The organism is Roseateles sp. P1_C1_2, assembly GCF_056406535.1.
Map to the genome: position 1 here is coordinate 16,100 of NZ_JBFUAB010000034.1, position 20,958 is coordinate 37,057.

A 20,958-nucleotide genomic window follows, 5' to 3' on the forward strand; every position below is an offset into this window, starting at 1 on the left:
GGCCCTCGAAAACGAGTCCTGCCGCTTGAGATTCCTGATCACTTGCTTGTTGCTGACCTGTAGTTTTTCACAGGCCCAGACGCCGCAGCCCCCGCAACAGCCCTACCAGGCCAGCGCCCCGCTGTCCTGGGAACTGAAGAACGCCCGCTGGTTCGACGGCCGGCAGATCCAGCGCGGCAACCTCTACGTCGAGAACGGCGTGTTCGTCGCCAGGAAGCCGGCCAAGGTCAACCGCAAGATGGACATGCGCGGCCAGGTGCTCATAGCCCCGCTGGCGGAGGCGCACAACCACAACCTGCAGACGGCCTGGGGTTGGGGCCAGTTCGCGGACAAATACATCGACGAAGGCGTTTTCTACGCGGCCATGCTGTGTGGCGACCCCGCCGGCGTCGCCGAGGTGAGGCCGCTGGCGGCCACGCCGGCCGCGCCCGACGTCAGCTTCGTGACCGCCTGCATCACGTCCCCCGACGGCTACCCCCTGGCCGCCGTGCTGCCGGAACCCAGCGCCGAGGCTGCTGCGGCGCAGAACCAGATCGTCCTGGTCGACAGCCCCGAGCAGGCCATCGCCCAATGGCCGGTCATCAAGGCACGCGGCGGCGGCTGGCTGCGCATCGTGCTGGCCCACAGCGAGCGCCCCGAGTTGCGGCAGCAACCCGCCATGTTCGGCCGCCTCGGCCTGAGGCCCGACACGGCGTCCGAGCTGACGCGCCTGGCCCACGCCGACGGCCGGCGCGTCGTCGCCCATGTCGAGACGGCGGCTGACTTCGACGCGGCCCTGGCCGCCGGCGTCGATGCCATCGCCCATCTGCCCGGCTATGCCAACACGCTCGACGAGGCCCCCGAGCGCTTCACGATCAGCGAGGCGGCCGCGGCCCAGGCCGCACGCCAGCGCACGGCCGTCATCACGACGACGGCGGCCACCGCTCTCTTCAAGCTCGACGCCGCAGCGCTGGCGGCGATGCGCGAGATCCAGCGCGCCAACCTGGCCCGCCTGCAGGCGGCCGGCGTGCCGCTGTTGATCGGCTCCGACGTCTTCATCGCCACGGCCCGCGCCGAACTGCACGCGCTGGACGACCTCGGCCTGGACCGCGCGACGCTGCTGCGCCTGGCCACGCAGGACACGCCGCGCGCCCTCTTCCCCGGCCGCAAGCTGGGCTGCTTCGAGCCGGGCTGCGAGGCCAGCTTCCTCGTGCTGGGCAGCGACCCGCTGGCCGACCTGGCCCAAGTCGACATGCCCATGCTGCGCGTCAAGCAGGGCCGGCTGCTGACCCGGCTGGCGGACGTGGCCGCGTCCAGTTCCCAGGCCAGCACGTCGACGGCGGATCCGCCGAAAGCCTCCGCCAAGAAGAAGACCGGCAAGGCCGCCAAGGCCCCAGCCAAGACCCAAAGCAAGGCGCCGAGCAAGGCCAAACAGCGCTGATTACAGTCGCTGCATGACTACCCCCCGTCCCGCCTCCACCGGACTGTCCGTCCAGCAGGTGCTGCTCTGCGGCGCCATGATCGTCACGCTGTCCATGGGCATCCGCCACGGCTTCGGCTTCTGGCTGCAGCCCATCATCACGGAGCGGGGCTGGACGCGGGAGACCTTCTCCTTCGCGCTGGCGGTGCAGAACCTGGCCTGGGGCGCCGCCGGCCCGATCGCCGGCATGCTGGCCGATCGCTTCGGCGCCTGGAAGGTGCTGGTGATGGGCGGCCTGACCTATGCGCTGGGCCTGCTGCTGATGGCGGTGACCAGCCACCCGCTGACGTTCACGCTGAGCGCCGGCGTGCTGATCGGCATCGCCCAGTCGGGCTCGACCTATGCCGTCATCTACGGCGTGCTGGGCCGCACGGTGTCGCCGGAGAAGCGCTCCTGGGCCTTTGGCGTCGCGGCGGCGGCGGGCTCCTTTGGCCAGTTCGTCATGATCCCCATCGAGACCTGGCTGATCAGCCACCTCGGCTGGCAGACGGCGCTGGTCCTGCTGGCGGGCGCCGCCCTGCTGATCGTGCCGCTGGCTCTGGGTGTGCGCGAGCGCAGCATGGCGGCCTTCAGCGGCACGCACCAGAGCATCGGCCAGGCGCTGCGCGAAGCCTTCGGCTACCGCAGCTTCCAGCTGCTGATGCTGGGCTATTTCGTCTGCGGCTTCCAGGTCGTCTTCATCGGCGTGCACCTGCCAAGCTATCTGAAGGACCACGGGCTGGGCATCGAGGTGTCCACCGGCGCGCTGATGCTGATCGGCCTGTTCAATATCTTCGGCACCTATGCGGCCGGCTCGCTGGGCCAGCGTTATCCGAAGCGCTATCTGCTGTCGGCCATCTACGGCCTGCGCGCCGTGGCCATCGTGACCTTCATCTCGGTGCCGCTGACGCCGATGAGCGTCTACATCTTTGCCGCCGTCATCGGCTTCCTGTGGCTGTCCACGGTACCGCCGACGAATGCCGTCGTCGCGCAGATCTTCGGCGCCCAGCACCTGTCCATGCTCGGTGGCTTCGTCTTCTTCAGCCACCAGATCGGCAGCTTCCTGGGCGTCTGGCTGGGCGGTCGCCTCTACGACGCGACCGGCAGCTACGACGTCGTCTGGTGGCTGGCCGTGGCGCTGGGCATCATGGCGATGCTGGCAAACCTGCCGGTGCGGGAGACACCCATCCCGCGCTCGGTACAGGCGCAGCCGGCATGAAGCCCGGCCGCTGGCTCTGGCCGACGCTGGCCGTCGCCGTGCTGGCGGCCACCGTGCTGGCCTACCGCCACCCGGCCGTCATGGTCCAGCTCAGCGAGCAGATCTGGGCCTGCTTCGGATGAGCAGCGAACCCTCGGCCTGGCTGCGGCGCCTGGCGCCCACGCCGCCCGGCGCCGCCCTGGACGTGGCCTGTGGGTCGGGGCGCAATCTGCACTGGCTGGTGGGCACGGGTTGGCAGGTCACGGGCGTCGATCGCGACGCGGCCGCCACGGCGCCGCTGCAGGACCTGGCCGAGATCGTGACCGCCGACATCGAGGATGGCCCCTGGCCGCTGTCGGATCGCGAATTCGACCTGGTCGTCGTCTGCAACTACCTCTGGCGGCCGCTGTTCGCCGACATCCGCGCCGCCGTCAGGCCGGGCGGCTGGCTGATCTGGGAGACCTTTGCCGATGGCCAGCAGACCATCGGCCGGCCGTCCCGGCCCGATTTCCTGCTGCAGCGCGGCGAGTTGCTGCGCGTTTGCGCGGACTGGCGCATCGTGGCTTACGAAGACCTGTTCGAAGATGGCGTCAACCCACGCTTCGTCCAGCGCGTTGCGGCGATTCGGCCGCCAGAGTTGTGACTCGGGCAGCCTAAAATCGCCAGATTCCTCAAGAAATTCCCACCATGAAGCCCATCCTCGGCAGCATCGTCGCCCTCGTCACCCCGATGAACGAGGACGGCAGCATCGACTACCCCGCCCTGCGCCGCCTGATCGACTGGCATGTCGAGGAAGGCACCGCCTGCGTCGGCGTCGTCGGCACGACCGGCGAGTCGCCCACGGTCAGCATGGAAGAAAACCGCGAAATCATCCGTGTCGCGGTCGAGCATGCCAAGGGCCGCATCCCCATCCTGGCCGGCACCGGCGCCAACTCCACGGCCGAGGCCATCGAGCTGAGCCGCTACGCCAAGGAAGTCGGCGCGGACTGCACGCTGTCCGTCGTGCCCTACTACAACAAGCCCTCGCAGGAGGGCATCTACCAGCACTTCAAGGCGATTGCCGAGGCCGTGGACATCCCCATGATGCTCTACAACGTGCCCGGCCGCACCGTCGCCGATATGGCACCCGAGACCACGCTGCGCTGCGCCAGCCTGCCCGGCGTCTTCGGCGTCAAGGAAGCCACCGGCAACATCGAGCGCGCGGCCTTCCTGATCAAGCATGCGCCTGCGGGCTTTCACATCTACTCGGGTGACGACGGCACGGCCGTGGCCCTGATGCTGCTCGGCGGCCACGGCAACGTCAGCGTCACGGCCAATGTCGCGCCGCGCCAGATGGCCGAGCTGTGCCGCCTGGCCATCGAAGGCAATGCCATCGAGGCCCGCAAGGTGCACCTGCAGCTGCTTGGCCTGCACAAGCAGCTGTTCTGCGAACCCAGCCCCGGCCCGGCCAAGTGGGCCCTGTCCCGCCTGGGCCGTTGCGGCGGGGCGCTGCGCCTGCCCATCACCCCGCTCACCAGCGCCGGCCAGGCCAGCGTTGGCCAGGCCATGGTCGAAGCCGGATTGCTCTGAAGGCTCTGGTCTAATGCGCGGCTGCGCCGGCCTTGTCCGGCGTTCTAGTTCCCCGGAGATTTCCAGCGTGATGTCTGTTTCCTCGCTCCGCCCCACGGCGACCCGTCTGGCCTGCACGGCCTTTGTTCTGTCGCTTGCCGGTTGCAGCACCATCGACAGCATGTTCTCGACCGACAAGGTCGACTACAAGGCCGCCTCCCGCCAGACCCAGGGCCTGGACGTCCCGCCCGATCTGACCCAGCTCGCCAAGGACAACCGCGCCCAGGTGCAGGGCGGCTCCATCACCGCCTCGGCCCTGTCCGCCGTCAAGCCGGCGAACTCGGTCAACGCCCAGTCCCTGGTGGCCGGCAGCGTGGCCGCCAATGCCACCGGTGATGTGCGCCTGGAACGCAGCGGCGCCGAGCGCTGGCTGCACACCTCGGCCACGCCGGAGCAGCTGTGGCCGCAGATCCGCAATTTCTGGCAGGAACGCGGCCTTGAGGTCGTCAAGGAGCAGCCCGAGGTCGGCACCATGGAGACCAACTGGGGCGAGAACCGCGCCAAGTTGCCGCAGGACTTCATCCGCTCCACCATCGGCAAGGTCTTCGACGGCCTGTATTCCACCGGTGAGCGCGACATGTACCGCACCCGTGTGGAGCGCAGTTCCACCGGCACCGACATCTTCATCAGCCACCGCGGCATGCAGGAGGTCTACACCTCGCAGGGCCGTGAATCCACCGCCTGGCAGAACCGTCCGGCCGACCCCTATCTCGAAGCCGAGATGCTGTCGCGCCTGATGCTCAAGCTCGGCGGCAAGGAAGACGCTGCCAAGACCATCGTCGCCGAAGCGGGCTCGCCCGCCGCGGCCACGACGCCCAGCACGCTCAGGGTCGGCGGCGAAGCCCAAGCCGCCCGTCGCCCCTTGTCCGAGGTGCCCGACAGCCTCAGCGTCAACGACGGCTTCGAGCGCGCCTGGCGCCGCGTCGGCCTGTCGCTGGACCGCCATGGCTTCACCATCGAAGACCGCGACCGCGCCGCCGGCCTCTTCTACCTGCGCTACGCCGACCCCGAGCAGGCCGGCAAGGACGAGCCCAACTTCTTCCAGCGTCTCTTCGGCGCCAAGGCCGCCACGCCGGTGCGCTACCGCGTCGCCGTCAAGGCCGAGGGCGTCAAGAGCACGGTGCGCATCCTGGACGACCGTGGCCAGGCCATCGCGGACGACAACGCCAAGCGCATCCTCAGCCTGCTGATGGATGACCTGAAGTAAGCCTCGCTGCTGCACGGAAGTCGCTGCCGTGATGCGCTTTTGCAGCCTCGGCAGCGGCAGCGGCGGCAACTCGACACTGGTCGAGGCCAGCCAGGGCATCACGAGCACGCGACTGCTCGTCGATGCCGGCTTCAGCGTCCGCGAGCTGGTCAGGCGGCTGGCTCGCGCGGGCTGCGCCCCTGAAGACGTCGACGCCGTCTTCATCACCCACGAGCATGGCGACCACATCGGCTGCGCACTCGCCTTCGCGACGCGCTTTCGGCTGCCGCTGATCATGAGCCGCGGCACCTGGCGGGCCGTCGGCAACGCCGACTTCGACCCGACCCTGCTGCGCATCGCCAGGGATGGCGAGGTCATGGCGATGGGGGATATGGCCTTGAGCCCCTTCTCGGTGCCTCACGACGCCAATGAGCCGCTGCAACTGGTGCTGGACGACGGCGCACTGCGCCTGGGTATCGTGACCGACCTGGGCAGCGCACCGGCCGGCGTGGCGCAGGCGCTGGCGGGATGCCGCGCCCTGCTGCTCGAGTTCAACCACGACGAGGGCATGCTGCGCAGCGGCCCGTATCACCCGGCGCTCAAGAAGCGCATCCTCGGCAGCCATGGCCACCTGTCGAACGCCGCCGCCGCCGACCTGCTGAGCCGCTGCCTGCATGCAGGCCTGCAGACGGTCGCCGCCGCCCATCTCAGCGAGCACAACAACACACCCGAACTGGCACGCGCCGCAATGGCCGCCGCGCTCGGCGAGGCCGAATCAGATATTCGCGTCGCCCACCCGACCTTGGGTTTGGACTGGCTGGCCCTGAACTGAGGTCAGCCCGGAATCGACCGGCGCAAAGTTTTGTAATCGCGGCCGAAAAAAGCCGGATTGAAAGAAAAAAGCCGTCGCTGCTTGCGCAGCGACGGCTTTTTCCGTGGGGACGAAGCGATTACTTCGAAGCGGCGGACGCAGCAGCGTCGGCAACAGCGCTGGCAGCGGCCGAAGCGGCATCGGCAACAGCCGAAGCGGCTTCCGAAGCGGCAGCAGCAACCGGGGCAGCCACGGGGGCTTCAACCTTGGGTTCTTCCTTCTTGCTGCAAGCGGTCAGAGCAGCAACAGCCAACAGGGAAGCCAACAGGATCGACTTATTCATACTTGTCCTCAAACGTTTAAACGACGGTGCACACCATAATTTTGGGGTCGTGCGCCAGTGCTTTTTGCACACCAACGGCCGACCCCGACAGAACAAGACGCGGAAAACCTCGAGCGCTTCCCCCGCCTAGCCCGTGATTATAGGGGTTTGCATGTCATATGCACTCACAGTCCCAAAGTCGTGGGCGCAAATGCGTCGCTGGAGCGTTGTGCCAGGGCATCAAACCATTCCAGGCCGCGCAGGCGCTCGGCGGGGTCCAGGCTGACTTCGCCACGCCATAGATGACGGTCGAAAAGCCGCAAGCTCAAGGTTGAGTCGGCCCCGACAGCCAGCAGCATGCTCTCCGGCGCCACTTCCAGCCTGATCTCGGGGTCGATGGCGCGGGCGGTCACGCAATGCGCGTAGTCGCGGCGCCAGCGCACGAAGCGGGGGTGGCGGCGCACCACGTCGTCGTACTGCAGGGCCAGCAGATGCAGTTGGCGGCCCGTCCGGGCCCAACTGGTCAGCGCAGCCAGCGCGGTGGCATCGGACAGCGGCCAGTCGACAAAGCCTGCATCCCAGGCATGCAGCTCACGGCAGCCTTGTTCGCTGACCCAGGCCAGGGCTTCGACGAGCAGGCGCTGGAAGTCCGCGCGGCTGGCAAAGTTTTGTGCGTTCATGGCATCTGCGGCTGCACCCAACCGTCCTCAGTCCATTGATCCAGCAGTTCGCGCGCACCGGCCGACAGGCGCCCGACTTCGGCGGCGCTCAGCGCCCGGTTGTCGGCCAGGGAGCGCATCAACGCCGCGTCGCGGCCACCGGCGCGAAAACTCTCGCCGTTCAGGAAGACATGGGCAGCGTCGTAAAGCATGCGGCTGCGGCGGTCGAGCATGGCGCCCTGCCCCTGCGGCAGCGGCTCGCCGGGCTCGAACCAGACCGTGGCCTTGGGCTCGGTCAGCGCCTCACCCAGGGCCCGCTCCAGTGCCTGGGGCCGCTGCACGGCGGCCTCGACAGCGCGGCGCGCGAAGTCCAGCAGGGCGGCGGGCACGCGGGCCGGCTCCGCGGTCGCGTCCTGGCGCGGGTCGGCGTAGAGCCTGCCCGCGCTGTCGACGTCGTCCAGCAGGCGCGGCAGCAGCTCGGCTGCCAGGCCTTCGACGCTGGAGGCGCGAAAGCCCACCGAGCCGGTGATGCAGCCGGGGCCGACCGCGACGCCGTCATGCGCCCAGCCGGGTGGCAGATAGAGCATGTCGCCGGGTTCCAGCAGGAATTCCTCTTCGGCCTTGAAGTTGGCAATGATCTTCAGCGGCACGTCTTCGCGCAGCACCGCATCGCGCTGGGCGCTGATGCGCCAACGGCGCTGCCCGGCCAGCTGGATCAGGAAGACGTCGTAGGAATCGAAATGCGGGCCGACACCGCCGCCGTCGCTGGCGACCGACAGCATCAGGTCGTCCACGCGCGCATCGGGCACGAAGCGGAACAGGTCCAGCAGCGCGCGCGCCTCGGCCAGGTGCTGGTCCAGGCCCTGCACCAGCAGCGTCCAGCCGGGCTTGCTCATGGCCGGCAAGCGCGCAATGGGGCCTTGCTTGAGTTTCCAGTCGCCGTCAAAGGCCGTGACGAGGCGGGATTCGACGTCGTCGCGCGCGGCGAGCGCGGCCAATTCCTTCAGCGAGGCGGGCGGCGTGGCGGCGTCGAAGGCCTGGCGCACGAGCAAGGGCTTTTTCTGCCAATGCTTGCGCATGAACTGCGCCGGGCTGAGACCGGCGAGCATGGGAGTGGGGAGTGCGATCTGCATGCGGACATTGTGCCGAGGGCGGTGTGGGAAAATTGCCGCCATGCAAGTGACCCGCCCCTGTGTCGTCTCCCTGCGTTGGAGACTTGAAGATGCCCAGGGCCAGCTCATCGATGAGTTGGCCGAGCCCATGGAATTCCTGTATGGCGGCGAAGACCTGTTCGCCAAGGTCGAGGCTGCGCTGGAGGGCCAGGAAGTCGGCTTCGAGGCCGACCTCGCACTCCAGCCCGAGGAGGCCTTCGGCGACTACGACTCCAACCTCGTCTGCTTCGAGGCGCGCGGCCTGTTCCCGGACGGCGTCGAACCCGGCCTGCAGATCGAAGGCCTGCCCGAAGGCGCGGCCACCGAAGGCATGCCCGAGGACGTCGTCTACACCGTCACCGAGGTCTATCCCGAGCATGTGGTGCTGGACGGCAACCACCCGCTGGCGGGCATTGGCCTGCGCATGCACCTGACCCTGCTGGACGTGCGTGCGGCGACCGAGCAGGAGGCGCAGGCCGGTTCGGTCGGCGAGCCCATCTTCATGGTGCAGACGGGCGCACCGCCGGACGAGCCGATTCACTAATTCAAGGGCGCCTCACGGCGCCTTTTTTATGCCTTGCCGGTCGAGCCGAAACCGCCCGCGCCGCGCTCGGACGTGTCGAAGCTGTCGACGCGGCGGAACTGCGCCTGCACGACCGGCACGATGACGAGTTGCGCGATGCGCTCGAAGGGCTGGATGGTGAACTCGGTCTGGCCGCGGTTCCAGCAGCTCACCATCAGCTGGCCCTGGTAGTCGCTGTCGATCAGGCCGACCAGGTTGCCCAGCACGATGCCGTGCTTGTGGCCCAGGCCAGAGCGCGGCAGGATGATGGCCGCCAGGCCCGGGTCGCCGATGTGGATGGCCAAACCGGTCGGGATCAACGTCGTCTGGCCGGGCGCCAGCTGGATCGCCTCGTCGAGGCAGGCCCGCAGGTCCAGGCCGGCGCTGCCGGGCGTGGCGTAGGCGGGGATCTGCTCGGCCATGCGGGCGTCGAGCACTTGCAGGTCAATCGGGGTCATCAGAGTCGCTTGGAGAGTTCTTGAATCAGCTCGCGCGCGAGGCTGAGCTTGTCTGCGCGCGGCAGCTCGCGCTGGCCCTGCTCGTCGATGAGCAGCAGCGCGTTGTCGTCGCGGCCGAAGGTGGCCGGGCCGAGGTTGGCGACGATCAGCGGAATGCCTTTGCGGCGGCGCTTGGCGTCGGCATGCTCGGCGAGCTTCTCGCTCTCCGCCGCAAAGCCAACGCAGTAGGGCGGCTTGGGCAGCCTGGCGACGGCCGCGAGGATGTCGGGGTTCTCCGTCATGGCGATGGTTGGTGCCGTCGCGCCGCCTTCGGCCTTCTTCATCTTGTGCTCGTGCGACTGCGCGGGGCGCCAGTCGGCGACGGCCGCACTCGCGATGAAGGCATGCTGGTGCGCGGCCTGCGGCAACACCGCGTCGTACATCTGCTGGGCGGTTTGCACATCGATGCGCTGCACGCCGCGCGGCGTGGGCAGGTGCACCGGGCCGGCCACCAGCGTGACCTCGGCACCCGCCTCCGCGGCGGCGCGGGCAATGGCGAAACCCATCTTGCCGCTGCTGTGGTTGGTGATGCCGCGCACCGGGTCGATGGGCTCGAAGGTCGGGCCGGCGGTGATCAGCAGCTTCTTGCCGCGCAAGGGTTTGGGTGCCAGGAAGGCCTCGACGTCGTCGAAGATCTCCTGCGCCTCCAGCATGCGGCCATCGCCGATCTCGCCGCAGGCCTGGTCGCCATTGGCCGGGCCGATGACGGTGGCGCCGTCGGCCTTGAGCTGCGCGACATTGCGCTGCGTGGCGGGGTGTGCCCACATCTCGCGGTTCATCGCCGGCACGACCAGCAGCGGGCATTCATGGATGCGGCGCGCCAGCGCAGTCAGGCTGACGAGGTCGTCCGCCCTGCCCTGCGCCAGGGCTGCGATGGCGTCGGCGCTGGCAGGCGCCACCAGCATCACATCGGCCTCGCGGCTGAGGTTGATGTGGGCCATGTTGTTGTCGGGCCGCGCATCCCACTGGCTGGTATAGACGGCACGGCCGGACAGGGCCTGCATGGTCACCGCGGTGATGAACTGCTCGGCTGCCTCGGTCATCATGACCTGCACCGTCGCGCCGCCCTTCACGAACAGGCGCGTCAGCTCGGCGATCTTGTAGCCGGCGATACCGCCGGTCATGGCCAGCAGGATGTGTTTGCCGTGCAGTGGGCTTGTCGTCATCAACGTTTCAATCCTGTTGGCCCCGAGGGCCGGGCTTCACCTGGCCCGCCCCCCGAGGGGGTCCAAGGAGCTTGGGGCGGCCCGGCGCTCCTTGGTGAACACCAGATCCCACACGCCATGCCCGAGCTTGATGCCGCGGTTCTCGAACTTGGTCAGGGGGCGGTAGGCGGGCTTGTCAGCGTAACCCGTTGCAGCGGCCGCGGTATTCAGGAGATGGGGATCGGCCGTCAGCACTTCAAGCATCTGCTCGGCATAGGGCTGCCAGTCGGTCGCGCAATGCAGATAGCCGCCGGGCGCGATGTGCTGCACCAGCTTGGCAACGAACTCGGGCTGGATCAGGCGACGCTTGTTGTGGCGCTTCTTGTGCCAGGGGTCGGGGAAGAAGATGTGCACGCCGGCCAGCAGATCGGGGCCGATCATGTCGCGCAGCACTTCGACCGCATCGTGCTGGACGATGCGGATATTGTTCAGTTGCTTCTCGTCGATGAGCTTGAGCAGCGCACCGACACCGGGTTCGTGCACCTCGCAGCCGATGAAGTCATGGTCGGGCAGTGTCCCGGCGATCTCGGCAGTGGCGCCGCCCATGCCAAAACCGATCTCCAGCACCAGGGGTGCCTTGCGGCCGAAGACGGCTTCAGCATCCAGGCGCTCGGGCTTGTAGGGCAAAACGAATTTCGGGCCCAGCTCGGCCAAGGCCTTGATCTGGCCCGTGCCCATGCGGCCAGCGCGCGTGACGAAGCTCTTGATGGCCCGGCGCGGCGGGTCCTCTTTCTCTTCCATCAGCCCACCTCGGCCATGACCATCGGCGTGGCGGCGATGTCGGCGTCGCCCAGCGAACAGGCGGCGAGATAGGACGCGATGGCGCGGTCTGCGGCGGCGTCATCAGCCGCGTGGATCAGCGCCAGCGGCTCGCCGGCGGCGACGCGCGTGCCCAGCGGCTTCACTGCCGAGAAGCCGACACGCATGTCGATGGCATCCCCTGCCTTGCGGCGGCCGCCGCCCAGCTCGACGATGGCCACACCGAGATCGCGGGTCGACATGGTGGTGATGACACCCGCATGCGGCGCGAGGACGGGCTTCACCACCGGAGCCGCGATCAGATAGGCCTCGGGCCGCTCCATCAGGTCGGCCGGGCCGCCCAGCGCCACGACCATCTTGGCAAACTTCTCGGCCGCAGCGCCGGAGTCCAGCGCGGCCTGCAGCTTCACGCGCGCAGCGGCAGTGCTGGCGGCCAGGCCACCCAGCACCAGCATCTCGGCGCATAGGGCCAGCGTGACCTCGTGCAAGCGCGGCTCGCGGTGCTCGCCCTTCAGGTAGCGGATGGTCTCGATGACTTCCAGCGAGTTGCCGACATCGGTACCCAGGATCTGGTTCATGTCGGTGATCAGCGCGCGGGTCTTCAGGCCCGCGCCGCCGGCGACCGCGACGATGCTCTCGGCGAGTTCCTTGGCGAACTCAGGCGTGGACGCAAACGCGCCATTGCCGCACTTGATGTCCATGGCCAGGCCCTCGAGGCCGGCAGCGAGCTTCTTGGACAGGATGCTGGCGGTGATCAGCGGCACGCTCTCGACGGTGGCCGTCACGTCGCGCGTCGCGTAGAAACGCTTGTCGGCAGGCGCCAGGTCGGCCGTCTGGCCAATGATGGCGCAGCCCAGCGTGCGCACGATCTGGTCGAACTTTGCCGGGTCGGGCGTCGTCGTGTAGCCGGGGATGGCTTCGAGCTTGTCGACGGTGCCGCCGGTGTGGCCCAGGCCGCGGCCGGCGATCATCGGCACATAGCCACCGCAGGCGGCCACCATGGGCGCGAGCATCAGGCTGACCTTGTCGCCCACGCCGCCGCTGCTGTGCTTGTCCAGCACCGGGCCGGGCATGTCGGGCCAGCGCATGACGCGGCCGGAGTTCATCATCGCGCGGGTCAGCAGCACCGCTTCGTCGCGGCCCATGCCCTTGAGGAACACGGCCATGCCGAGAGCGGCCACCTGGCCTTCACTCCAGGAGTTGTCGACGAGGCCACGGACGAAGTGGTTGATCTGCGCTTCATTGAGCGCCTGGCCGTCGCGCTTGGCGCGGATGATTTCTTGGGCAAGCATGATTCAGTAGGCCGAGGTCGTTGTGACCGAGTCGGCGCCAGAGAGAACGGATTCGATATCGGTGAGCAGGCCGCTGGCGCCGAAGCGCAGGCGTTGGGGGTTCAGTGCGGCAGCGCCGAGCGCGGCTTCGGCCTGGGCGATGTAGCCGGCGGCATCTGCCACCGAGCGCACGCCGCCCGAGGCCTTGAAGCCCGCGGCGGAGAGACCGCTCGCGGCGATCTCCTTGAGCATGACGGCGGCCGCGACGGGCGTCGCGCCGACCTTGGTCTTGCCGGTGCTGGTCTTGACGAAGTCGGCGCCGGCCGCCAGCGCCAGGCGCGTGGCCTGCGCGATGCGCTCGGGCGTCGCCAGTTCGCCGGATTCGATGATGACCTTGAGCGTCAGCGGGCGCGAGGCGAAGCGGACCTCGGACAGGAACTCGGCAACCTCGGTGCTGTCGCCGGCGATCAAGGCCTTGTAAGGCAACACGACGTCGACCTCATCGCCGCCGGCCTGCGCGATCTCGGCGACATCGGCCAGCGCGCGCTGCTGATCCAGCGTGCCCTCAGGGAAGTTGGCGACTGCAGCGACCTTGATAGCCGCCGGCAGCGCGGCGCGGGCCTGGGCGACAAAGCGCGGCCAGACGCAGACAGCCGCCACCGGGCCGTAAGCGGACTGCGCGCGGCGGCACAGCGCGTCGATGTCGGCGGCCGTGTCGGCGTCGTTCAGGCTGGTCAGATCCAGGCAGGCCAGCGCGGTACGGGCCGCGGCCTTCAGATCGGTGGTCACAGCTCGACGCCCTGCAAGCTGGCCACCAGCGCGGCCAGGAAGGAGGAAGCGCGCTCACCCGACATCTGCGCCTGCTTCAGCGTCAGGTCGTGCGTCAGCGCCTCGGCCGACAGGCCGGCGGCCATATTGGTCATCAGCGCAATGCCCATCACCTTGAGGCCGGCGTGGCGGGCCAGGATGGTCTCGGGCACGGTGCTCATGCCGACGGCGTCGGCGCCCCAGGCGGCGAACATGCGGATCTCGGCGGCCGTCTCGAACTGCGGGCCCAGCGCCCAGCAATAGGTGCCCTCGCCCAGCATCAGGTTCTCGCGCTTGGCCAGGGCCAGCGCATGCTTGCGCAGGTCGGCGTCATAGGCGTTGACCATGTCGACGAAGCGGTGGCTGCCCTGCTCGCCCACCAGCGGGCTGCGTTGCGGCGCGTTGATGTGGTCGGCGATCAGCATCAGGCTGCCGGGCGGCATGTGGCCGCGCAGCGAGCCGGAGGCATTGGTCTGCAGCAGCAGCTTGACGCCCCAGCGCTTCAGCGTGCGCAGTGCGCCAGCCATGCCGGTGCAGTCGCCGCTCTCGTAGGTGTGGGCGCGGCCACGCAGGAAGATGACGCGCTGGCCGCCGATGTGGCCGACGACGATCTCGTTGACATGGCCCTCGACCTTGGGCTGCGGGAAGGCCGGCAGCTCGGTATAGGGCAGGTGCTGGGCTTCCTGCACATGACTGACCGCGCCGGCCCAGCCGGAGCCGAGCACCACGGCGACTTCAGGCGCGCTGCCGTACAGGGATTGCAGCTTCTCGACGCTCGCGGAGATGGCGACGTCGAGGGTTTTGTTGTCGATCATGGGAAACCTCAGAAATTCAGATGGGAGGGCCCGAAGCTGTGGGGCAGCAGTTCGGCCAGGGTCCAGCGTTGGCGGATGCCGCCCGGGTCGCCGGCAATGACGATGAGCTCTTCGGGCACGGAGAATTCCCGCAGCTTCTGGCGGCAGCCGCCGCAGGGGGTGATGGTGCCCGGGCCCGGGCCGGTCACGAGGACCGCCCTGGCCTGCTTGCCGCCGGCCATGATCATKGCCGTCAGCGCCGAGGGCTCGGCGCACCAGCCCTGCGGGTAGGAGGCGTTCTCCATGTTGGCGCCGATATGGATGCGGCCCTGCTCGTCCAGGATGGCGGCGCCGACCTTGTACTTGGAGTAAGGCGAATGCGAGAACTCGCGGGCACGCAGCGACTCGGCGAGCAGGCGGTTCAGCAGGTCTTGGCTCAATTCCATCTCAGCGTTCCTTCACGTAGGGCTTGCCCAGCGCCTTCGGAGCGATCGCAGAACCAATGAAGCCAGCCAGAAGGACCACAGTCAAGATGTAAGGCAAAGCCTGGATCAGCTGCACGGGTACTTCGCCCCCGCCCAATCCAGCAGGCAATTGCACGCCCTGCATGCGGATCGCGACCGCGTCCAGGAAGCCGAACAGCAGGCAGGCGGCCATCGTCGGCAGCGGCTTCCACTTGCCGAAGATCATCGCGGCCAGCGCGATGAAGCCGCGGCCGGCCGTCATATTGGGCGAGAAGGAGGCGTTCTGGGCCAGCGTCAGATAGGAGCCCGCCAGGCCGCAGAGAACACCGTTCATCAGCAGCGCCTGGTAGCGCAGGCCTTGCACCGACATGCCGGCGGCTTCGACCATGGCCGGGTTCTCGCCAACGGCGCGCAGGCGCAGGCCCGGGCGGGTGCGCTCGAGGAAGAACCAGACCGCCGCCACCATCAGGAAGGCGACATAGACCAGCACGTTGTGGCTCAGAAAGCCGTGGCCGAAGACCGAGGCGAACCAATTGCCCGGCTGGGGTTCGGCAAAGCCCTTGGCGAGGGCCGTCAGGCGCACGTCGGGATCGATAGGTGGCGTCTGGCCGCCCTGCTGGAACCAGGCGATGCCCAGCACGACCGTGAGGCCGGCCGCGATCATGTTCAGCGCGACGCCGGAGACGACCTGGTCGCCGCGGTTGCTGACGCAGGCGAAGCCGTGCAGCAGCGAGGCGACGCAGGCGACGGCGATGGCGGCCATCAGGCCGTAGGCGGTGGAATGCGTGACCGAGGCCGTCGCCGCAGCGGCGAAGGCGGCGAACAGCATCTTGCCTTCCAGGCCCAGGTCGACGACACCGGCGCGCTCGGACAGCACGCCGGCCATGGCGCACAGCAGCAGCGGCGCGCTGACGCGCAGCGTGGACGCGATCACCGAGGCGATCAGGACTTCATCCATCAGCGGCCTCCCTTCACAGCGGCATACAGGCGAGCGAACGGCGGCGCGCTGACGGTGGCCATCGCGCCGGAGAACAGCACGATCAGGCCTTGGGCCGTGACGACCATCTCCCGCGAGAAACCCTGCAACTCGAACGACACCTCGACGCCACCCTGGTAGAGCACGCCGAACAGCAGCGACGCGAGGATGATGCCGACGGGATGGTTGCGGCCCATCAGCGACACGGCAATGCCCGTGAAGCCGGCGCCGGCGACGAAGTCCAGCGTCAGCTTGCCCTGCACGCCCGAGATCTCGTTGATGCCCACCATGCCGGCCAGCGCGCCGGAAATGGCCATGGCGATCATGACCTGGGCCCGCGGGCGGATGCCGGCATAGTGCGCCGCACGTGGCGCGCTGCCCACCGAGCGCACCGCATAGCCGGCGGCGCTCTTCCACAGGAACCAGCCGACGAAGACACAGGCGACCAGCGCAATGACGAGGCTGAGGTTCAGCGGCGACGACGGCAGCTCATAACCCAGGGCCGCGGCGATCTGGTGCAGGGCCGGCATGCGGGCGCTCTCGGCGAACTCGGCCGACTCGACCGACATGCTGCCGGCCGGCCGCAGCCAGTTCACCAGCAGATAGGCGTTCAGCGCGGCGCCGAGGAAATTGAACATGATCGTCGTGATGACGATGTGGCTGCCGCGCCAGGCCTGCAGATAGGCCGGCAGCGCCGCCCACAGCATGCCGAAGAAGGCGGCGGCAACGACGAGCAGCGGCAACAGCACGATGGCCGGCAGCTTGGCGCCCAGCCACAGCGCGACAAAGGCCACGCCGACACCGCCCAGCGTCGCCTGGCCTTCGCCGCCGATGTTGAACAGACCGGCATGGATGGCCACCGCGACTGCGAGGCCGGTGAAGATGAAGGTCGTCGCGTAGTAGAGCGAATACCCCAGGCCGCGCACACTGCCCAGGGCGCCGTTGAGCAGCACCGTCAGCGCCTGCCAAGGGCTGTGGCCGATGACCATGACGACGAGGCCGGCCACGACCAGGGCGATGGCGAGGTTCCACAGCGGCAGCAGGCCGATGTCGATCCAGCGGGGAAGTTGGATGGGTTGGCTCATGCAGCCACTCGTTCTTCTTGTGCGGCCATCAAGAGGCCGAGGCGTTTTTCATCGCAGTCTTCGATGGCCAGCTCACCGGTGATGCGGCCGCAGTTCATGACGACGACGCGGTCGGCCAGGGCCAGGATCTCGTCCAGCTCGCTGCTGACCAGCAGCACGGCGCAGCCCGCGTCACGCAGGGCGCGCAACTGGCCGTGGATGAATTCGATGGCACCGATGTCCACGCCGCGGGTGGGCTGGCCCACCAGCAGCACGGTCGGCTGCTCGCCGATCTCGCGGGCCAGGATGAGCTTCTGCTGATTGCCGCCGGAGAACTTGGAAGAGCCCAGGTTCTCGTCGCGCGGGCGCACGTCGAAGCGCTCCTGCATGGCGCGGGTCGCATCACGCATGGCGGCGTGGTTCATGGATGCGCCCTTGCGGTACTTGGGCAGCCCCTGGTAGCCCAGCACGGCGGATTCCCAGGCCGGGAAGCTCATGACCAGGCCGACGGCATGCCGGTCCTCGGGCACATGGGCCAGGCGCAGCGGGCGGGCCTGGGCGGTATCCAGCCAGGCCTCGGGCGTGAAGGCCTGGCCGCCCAGCTCCAGCCGGCCGCCCTCGGGTGCACGCAGGCCGGACAGCACCTCCAGCAACTCGCTCTGGCCGTTGCCCGACACGCCAGCCACGCCGACGATCTCACCGGCCTTCAGCGTCAGGCTGACGTTCTTCAGCGCGGGCACGCCGTTGGCGTGCTTCAGGCTCAGGCCGGCAGCCTGCAACCGCACTTCGCCGGCATGCACTTCCAGGCCTTCCGGGCGGCCCAGCGTGACCTTGCGGCCCACCATGGATTCGGCGAGCGACTCCTCGCTCCAGGCCTCGATGCCGCGCGTCTCGACGACCTGACCGGCGCGCATCACCGTGACGGCGCTGCACAGGCTCATCACCTCGCGCAGCTTGTGCGTGATGAGGATGATGGTCGTGCCGCGCTCCTTCAGGCGGCGCAGCGTGACGAAGAGCTGGTCGGTCTCCTGCGGCGTCAGCACCGCCGTCGGCTCGTCCAGGATCAGGATCCTGGCGCCGCGGTACAGCGCCTTGAGGATCTCGAGCCGCTGCAGTTCGCCCACCGGCAGGTCGCTGACCAAGGCGTCGAGGTGGACCTGCAGGCCGGTCTCGGCCATCAGCGCTTCCAACTTGGCGCGCACCTTGGCCTTGGAGGCGGCGAGGAAGAAGCCGCCCTCGGCGCCCAGCATGATGTTTTCCAGGCAGCTCAACGTGTCGACCAGCATGAAGTGCTGGTGGACCATGCCGATGCCCAGGCCAATGGCCTGCTGCGAGTTGGCGATGTGAACCTGCTGGCCGTTGACCTCGATGGTTCCCGAGTCGGCGTGGTAGTAGCCGTACAGGATGGCCATCAGCGTGCTCTTGCCGGCACCGTTCTCGCCGACGAGGCCATGCACGGCGCCCGCGGCGATGTCGAAGGACACCTCGCGATTGGCTTGCACGGCGCCGAAGCGCTTGGAGATACCCTGAAGGCGGACGGCGATAGCGGTCATGTGCGAAGGCTGAGTCTGAATCAGTGGGGAACGGAGCTGCCGGCGGGTACGCCGACAGGTCCATCCCGCAAGGCCATCAGAATTTGCAGGCGTTGTCCGCCATGTAGTCGGCCACCTTCACCTTGCCGGCAATGATGTCGGCCTTCACGGCATCGACCTTGGCCTTCAGCGCCGGGTTCAGCAGCTTGGCGTTGTTCTCGTCGGCGGCGTAGTCCACGCCGCCTTCCTTCAGGCCCAGCACCTGCACGCCGGGCTTCCAGCCCTTGAGCACGTTGTAGACGGCGACGTCCACGCGCTTGACCATGGAGGTCAGCATGGTGCCGGGCTGGATGTGGTTCTGGTTGCTGTCCACGCCGATGGCGAGCTTGCCTGCGTCCTTGGCCGCCTGGTAGACGCCCACGCCCGTGCCGCCGGCCGCAGCGAAGACGACGTCCGAACCCTTGGCGAACTGGGCCTTGGCGAGTTCACCGCCGCGCGTCGGGTCGTTCCAGGCCGTGGACGTGGTGCCCGTCATGTTCGAGAACACCTCGATCTTCGGGTTCGTGACCTTGGCGCCCTGCTCGTAGCCGCACTGGAACTTGCGGATCAACGGGATGTCCATGCCGCCGACGAAGCCGACCTTGCCGGTCTTGCTGACCAGGGCGGCCATGGCGCCGACCACATAGCTGCCCTCATGCTCCTTGAAGAGCGTGGACTGCACATTGGGCAGGTCGACCTTGGCGTCGATGATGGCGAACTGGGTTTTCGGGAAGTCCTTGGCCACCTGCTGCAGGGCCGACGCCTGGGCGAAGCCGATGCTGATGATGGGGCTGGCACCCCGCTCGGCCATGCGGCGGATGGCCTGCACGCGCTGGGTGTCGTTGCTGATCTCGAACTCGAGATAGGTCTTGCCGGTTTCCTTCTTCCACTGCTCGGCACCCTGGTAGCCGGCCTGGTTGAAGGATTTGTCGAACTTGCCGCCCATGTCGAAGATCACCGCGGGCTGCTGGGCCTGGGCCTGGGCCATGGCCGACGCCAGCAACAGCGTCAGGGCAGCAAGACGGGGCAGAGAAGAAGTCATGGGGCGGACTCGGGCAAGGCGAAAGGGGCGCATTGTAGAAAACATCCCTCAAGTTTTACTGGGTAGGAAAATACCGATTCACCCGGCCTTGGCATGACGCAACCGGCGGTGAGCCGCCCGGGCATGGGGCAACCACCCCAGTGTCGCCCAACGTCGCCACATCAAAAGGCCGCGAATCCATTCATCAGCGGCATAAGCAATCCACACGCCAACCAGGCCCCACCCCAGGTAAACCCCAAGGAACCAGCTGCCGCCGGCCAGCACGATGACCATGGAGGCCGAGCCCACCATCACGGGGTAGCGGGCATCCCCGGTTGCGCGCAGCGCATTGATGACGACGAGGTTGAAGGAGCGCCCCGGCTCGACGAGCACCGTCCACCACAGCAGGGTGCAGCCCAGCGCGACGATGCCCGGGTCGGACGTGAAGCGGGTCAGCAGCCAAGGGCCGGCCAGTGCAAAGGCACTCGAGACGATCAGCGCCAGAGCTATGCCCAAGGCCAGCGAACGCCGCACCAGGCGGTTGGCCGCATGCAGCTTGCCCGCGCCGATCATGTGGCCGACCATGATCTCGACCGCGAAGCTGATGGCCAGGCTGAACATCAGGATCACGTGCAGGAATTGCATCGTGTAGGCGTGCGTCGCCAGCGCATGGGCGCCGAGCTGGGCGATGGCGGCCAGGCTGGTCATGAAGGCCAGGCGCCAGGAGATGTTCTCTGCCGCGCCGGGAATGCCGATGTGCAGCACGGTCTTCAGCGGCGCGCGCACCAGCCGCCACCAGTCCGCCGCGCGCAGGCGCAGGTTCAGGCGCGTGCGCCACAGCAGGATGTGCGCTGCCAGGCCGAAACCGCGCCCCAGGGCGCAGGCCAGCGCATAACCCACCAGCCCCAGGCGCGGCATGGCCAGCAGGGCCACCACCAGCGTGATGACCTGGATGACGATGACGACGGCCAGCGCCTCGCGGCTGCGCAGATGGGAGCGCATGACGCTGGACATATTGGCGTTCCAGGCGTCCAGCATCAGAGCCGGCGCCAGCGCCTGCAGCAGCACCTTGGCCAGCGGCGCGACCTCGGGCGGCGCGTTCACGAGCGTCAGCAAGGGGCCGGCGGCCAGCAGCGCCACGACGGCACCGCCCACGCCCAGCCAGGTGCTGGCGCCGACCACAGCGCGCGCCACCGCGTCGGCCTGGTCGCGCCGGCCGGCACCCAGGGCCTGAGTGACCGCGACGCTGACGCCGGCGCCAATGACGCGGAACAGAACGAAGACCGCGGCGAAGACCTGGTTGGCCAGGCCGAAGGCGGCGCCGCTGTTGTCGGACAGGCGGGCGGCCAGCCCCGTGCCGATGATGCCGATGCCGATGCCCAGCAGCAGCTCCAGCAGCATCGGCCAGGTCAGCGCGAACAGGCGCGGGCGAGCGGACAAGGCGGTCATAACCAAGTCTTAACGACGGGATTCACACAAGTCACGACAAGCTCGCCAGAATGGTTAGGGTCTATTGACCTGTGAATCGTCCCCGCGCTGGGGTGGCCAAGGGTGCAGAGCTAGGCGCAGTCCGCCGCTCAGGCTGGCCGCCTGG

General features: G+C 68.2%; 23 protein-coding genes. 8 read left to right on the plus strand and 15 right to left on the minus strand.

From position 1 onward, the window contains the following. Window positions 1-25: 25 nt before the first annotated feature. From AC1D2H_RS27690 to AC1D2H_RS27720, 7 genes are all read left to right on the plus strand, one after another. Window positions 26-1,420, plus strand: coding sequence for an amidohydrolase family protein (locus AC1D2H_RS27690; RefSeq protein WP_478013108.1), 1,395 nt, complete (start codon window positions 26-28; stop codon window positions 1,418-1,420). A gap of 13 nt (window positions 1,421-1,433) precedes the next feature. Next, a complete protein-coding gene (locus AC1D2H_RS27695; RefSeq protein WP_478013109.1) occupies window positions 1,434-2,657 on the plus strand; it encodes an MFS transporter in 1,224 nt (407 codons plus the stop codon). Continuing rightward, window positions 2,654-2,779, plus strand: coding sequence for a hypothetical protein (locus AC1D2H_RS27700; RefSeq protein ID WP_477933722.1), 126 nt, complete (start codon window positions 2,654-2,656; stop codon window positions 2,777-2,779). Before AC1D2H_RS27695 ends, AC1D2H_RS27700 begins: the two co-directional genes overlap by 4 nt. Further along, on the plus strand, window positions 2,776-3,279 hold the full coding sequence (locus AC1D2H_RS27705; RefSeq protein ID WP_478013110.1) for a class I SAM-dependent methyltransferase: 504 nt from the start codon (window positions 2,776-2,778) through the stop codon (window positions 3,277-3,279). Before AC1D2H_RS27700 ends, AC1D2H_RS27705 begins: the two co-directional genes overlap by 4 nt. 44 nt (window positions 3,280-3,323) lie before the next feature. After that, window positions 3,324-4,205, plus strand: coding sequence for a 4-hydroxy-tetrahydrodipicolinate synthase (gene dapA / locus AC1D2H_RS27710; protein ID WP_477933726.1), 882 nt, complete (start codon window positions 3,324-3,326; stop codon window positions 4,203-4,205). Between the two features lie 70 nt (window positions 4,206-4,275). Then, complete coding sequence (bamC, locus tag AC1D2H_RS27715) at window positions 4,276-5,451, plus strand: outer membrane protein assembly factor BamC (RefSeq protein ID WP_477933728.1); 1,176 nt, start codon at window positions 4,276-4,278, stop codon at window positions 5,449-5,451. A 28-nt stretch (window positions 5,452-5,479) separates the two neighbouring features. Beyond that, a complete protein-coding gene (locus AC1D2H_RS27720; RefSeq protein ID WP_477933730.1) occupies window positions 5,480-6,262 on the plus strand; it encodes an MBL fold metallo-hydrolase in 783 nt (260 codons plus the stop codon). Window positions 6,263-6,380: 118 nt separating this feature from the next. Here the strand turns inward: AC1D2H_RS27720 and AC1D2H_RS27725 are convergent, their stop codons facing one another. The 3 genes from AC1D2H_RS27725 to AC1D2H_RS27735 all read right to left on the minus strand — a co-directional run bounded on the left by AC1D2H_RS27725 (window position 6,381) and on the right by AC1D2H_RS27735 (window position 8,355). Beyond that, a complete protein-coding gene (locus AC1D2H_RS27725) occupies window positions 6,381-6,584 on the minus strand; it encodes a hypothetical protein (protein WP_477933732.1) in 204 nt (67 codons plus the stop codon). A 164-nt stretch (window positions 6,585-6,748) separates the two neighbouring features. Further along, window positions 6,749-7,243 carry a hypothetical protein gene (locus tag AC1D2H_RS27730; protein ID WP_478013111.1) on the minus strand — a complete coding sequence of 165 codons (495 nt, stop codon included), beginning with the start codon at window positions 7,241-7,243 and terminating at the stop codon, window positions 6,749-6,751. Next, window positions 7,240-8,355 carry a JmjC domain-containing protein gene (locus AC1D2H_RS27735; RefSeq protein ID WP_478013112.1) on the minus strand — a complete coding sequence of 372 codons (1,116 nt, stop codon included), beginning with the start codon at window positions 8,353-8,355 and terminating at the stop codon, window positions 7,240-7,242. The genes AC1D2H_RS27730 and AC1D2H_RS27735 overlap by 4 nt, the downstream gene beginning before the upstream one ends. 40 nt (window positions 8,356-8,395) lie before the next feature. On the opposite strand from AC1D2H_RS27735, the gene AC1D2H_RS27740 reads away from it, so the two are divergent. Then, a complete protein-coding gene (locus AC1D2H_RS27740) occupies window positions 8,396-8,917 on the plus strand; it encodes an FKBP-type peptidyl-prolyl cis-trans isomerase (protein ID WP_477933738.1) in 522 nt (173 codons plus the stop codon). A gap of 26 nt (window positions 8,918-8,943) precedes the next feature. On the opposite strand, the gene dut is transcribed toward AC1D2H_RS27740, so the two are convergent. The 12 genes from dut to AC1D2H_RS27800 all read right to left on the minus strand — a co-directional run bounded on the left by dut (window position 8,944) and on the right by AC1D2H_RS27800 (window position 20,813). Continuing rightward, window positions 8,944-9,393 carry a dUTP diphosphatase gene (gene dut / locus AC1D2H_RS27745; RefSeq protein WP_478013113.1) on the minus strand — a complete coding sequence of 150 codons (450 nt, stop codon included), beginning with the start codon at window positions 9,391-9,393 and terminating at the stop codon, window positions 8,944-8,946. After that, a complete protein-coding gene (coaBC, locus tag AC1D2H_RS27750) occupies window positions 9,393-10,598 on the minus strand; it encodes a bifunctional phosphopantothenoylcysteine decarboxylase/phosphopantothenate--cysteine ligase CoaBC (protein ID WP_478013114.1) in 1,206 nt (401 codons plus the stop codon). Before coaBC ends, dut begins: the two co-directional genes overlap by 1 nt. A gap of 36 nt (window positions 10,599-10,634) precedes the next feature. Further along, the gene (gene trmB, locus AC1D2H_RS27755; protein ID WP_478013115.1) at window positions 10,635-11,378 is read right to left on the minus strand and encodes a tRNA (guanosine(46)-N7)-methyltransferase TrmB; all 744 of its coding nucleotides are present in this window, start codon (window positions 11,376-11,378) and stop codon (window positions 10,635-10,637) included. Next, on the minus strand, window positions 11,378-12,691 hold the full coding sequence (gene deoA, locus AC1D2H_RS27760) for a thymidine phosphorylase (protein WP_478013134.1): 1,314 nt from the start codon (window positions 12,689-12,691) through the stop codon (window positions 11,378-11,380). Before deoA ends, trmB begins: the two co-directional genes overlap by 1 nt. Further along, window positions 12,692-13,456 carry a deoxyribose-phosphate aldolase gene (deoC, locus tag AC1D2H_RS27765; RefSeq protein ID WP_478013116.1) on the minus strand — a complete coding sequence of 255 codons (765 nt, stop codon included), beginning with the start codon at window positions 13,454-13,456 and terminating at the stop codon, window positions 12,692-12,694. Further along, window positions 13,453-14,289 (minus strand): purine-nucleoside phosphorylase, encoded by an 837-nt coding sequence (locus tag AC1D2H_RS27770; RefSeq protein ID WP_478013117.1) that lies wholly within the window; start codon window positions 14,287-14,289, stop codon window positions 13,453-13,455. The genes deoC and AC1D2H_RS27770 overlap by 4 nt, the downstream gene beginning before the upstream one ends. 8 nt (window positions 14,290-14,297) lie before the next feature. Beyond that, a complete protein-coding gene (gene cdd / locus AC1D2H_RS27775) occupies window positions 14,298-14,714 on the minus strand; it encodes a cytidine deaminase (protein WP_477933750.1) in 417 nt (138 codons plus the stop codon). Between the two features lies 1 nt (window position 14,715). Next, on the minus strand, window positions 14,716-15,690 hold the full coding sequence (locus AC1D2H_RS27780; RefSeq protein ID WP_478013118.1) for an ABC transporter permease: 975 nt from the start codon (window positions 15,688-15,690) through the stop codon (window positions 14,716-14,718). Further along, window positions 15,690-16,793 (minus strand): ABC transporter permease, encoded by a 1,104-nt coding sequence (locus tag AC1D2H_RS27785; RefSeq protein ID WP_478013119.1) that lies wholly within the window; start codon window positions 16,791-16,793, stop codon window positions 15,690-15,692. The genes AC1D2H_RS27780 and AC1D2H_RS27785 overlap by 1 nt, the downstream gene beginning before the upstream one ends. Further along, on the minus strand, window positions 16,790-18,325 hold the full coding sequence (locus tag AC1D2H_RS27790; protein WP_478013120.1) for an ABC transporter ATP-binding protein: 1,536 nt from the start codon (window positions 18,323-18,325) through the stop codon (window positions 16,790-16,792). Before AC1D2H_RS27790 ends, AC1D2H_RS27785 begins: the two co-directional genes overlap by 4 nt. A 76-nt stretch (window positions 18,326-18,401) precedes the next feature. Then, the gene (locus AC1D2H_RS27795) at window positions 18,402-19,385 is read right to left on the minus strand and encodes a BMP family lipoprotein (protein WP_478013121.1); all 984 of its coding nucleotides are present in this window, start codon (window positions 19,383-19,385) and stop codon (window positions 18,402-18,404) included. A 78-nt stretch (window positions 19,386-19,463) separates the two neighbouring features. Beyond that, window positions 19,464-20,813 carry an MATE family efflux transporter gene (locus tag AC1D2H_RS27800; RefSeq protein ID WP_478013122.1) on the minus strand — a complete coding sequence of 450 codons (1,350 nt, stop codon included), beginning with the start codon at window positions 20,811-20,813 and terminating at the stop codon, window positions 19,464-19,466. Window positions 20,814-20,958: the final 145 nt, after the last annotated feature.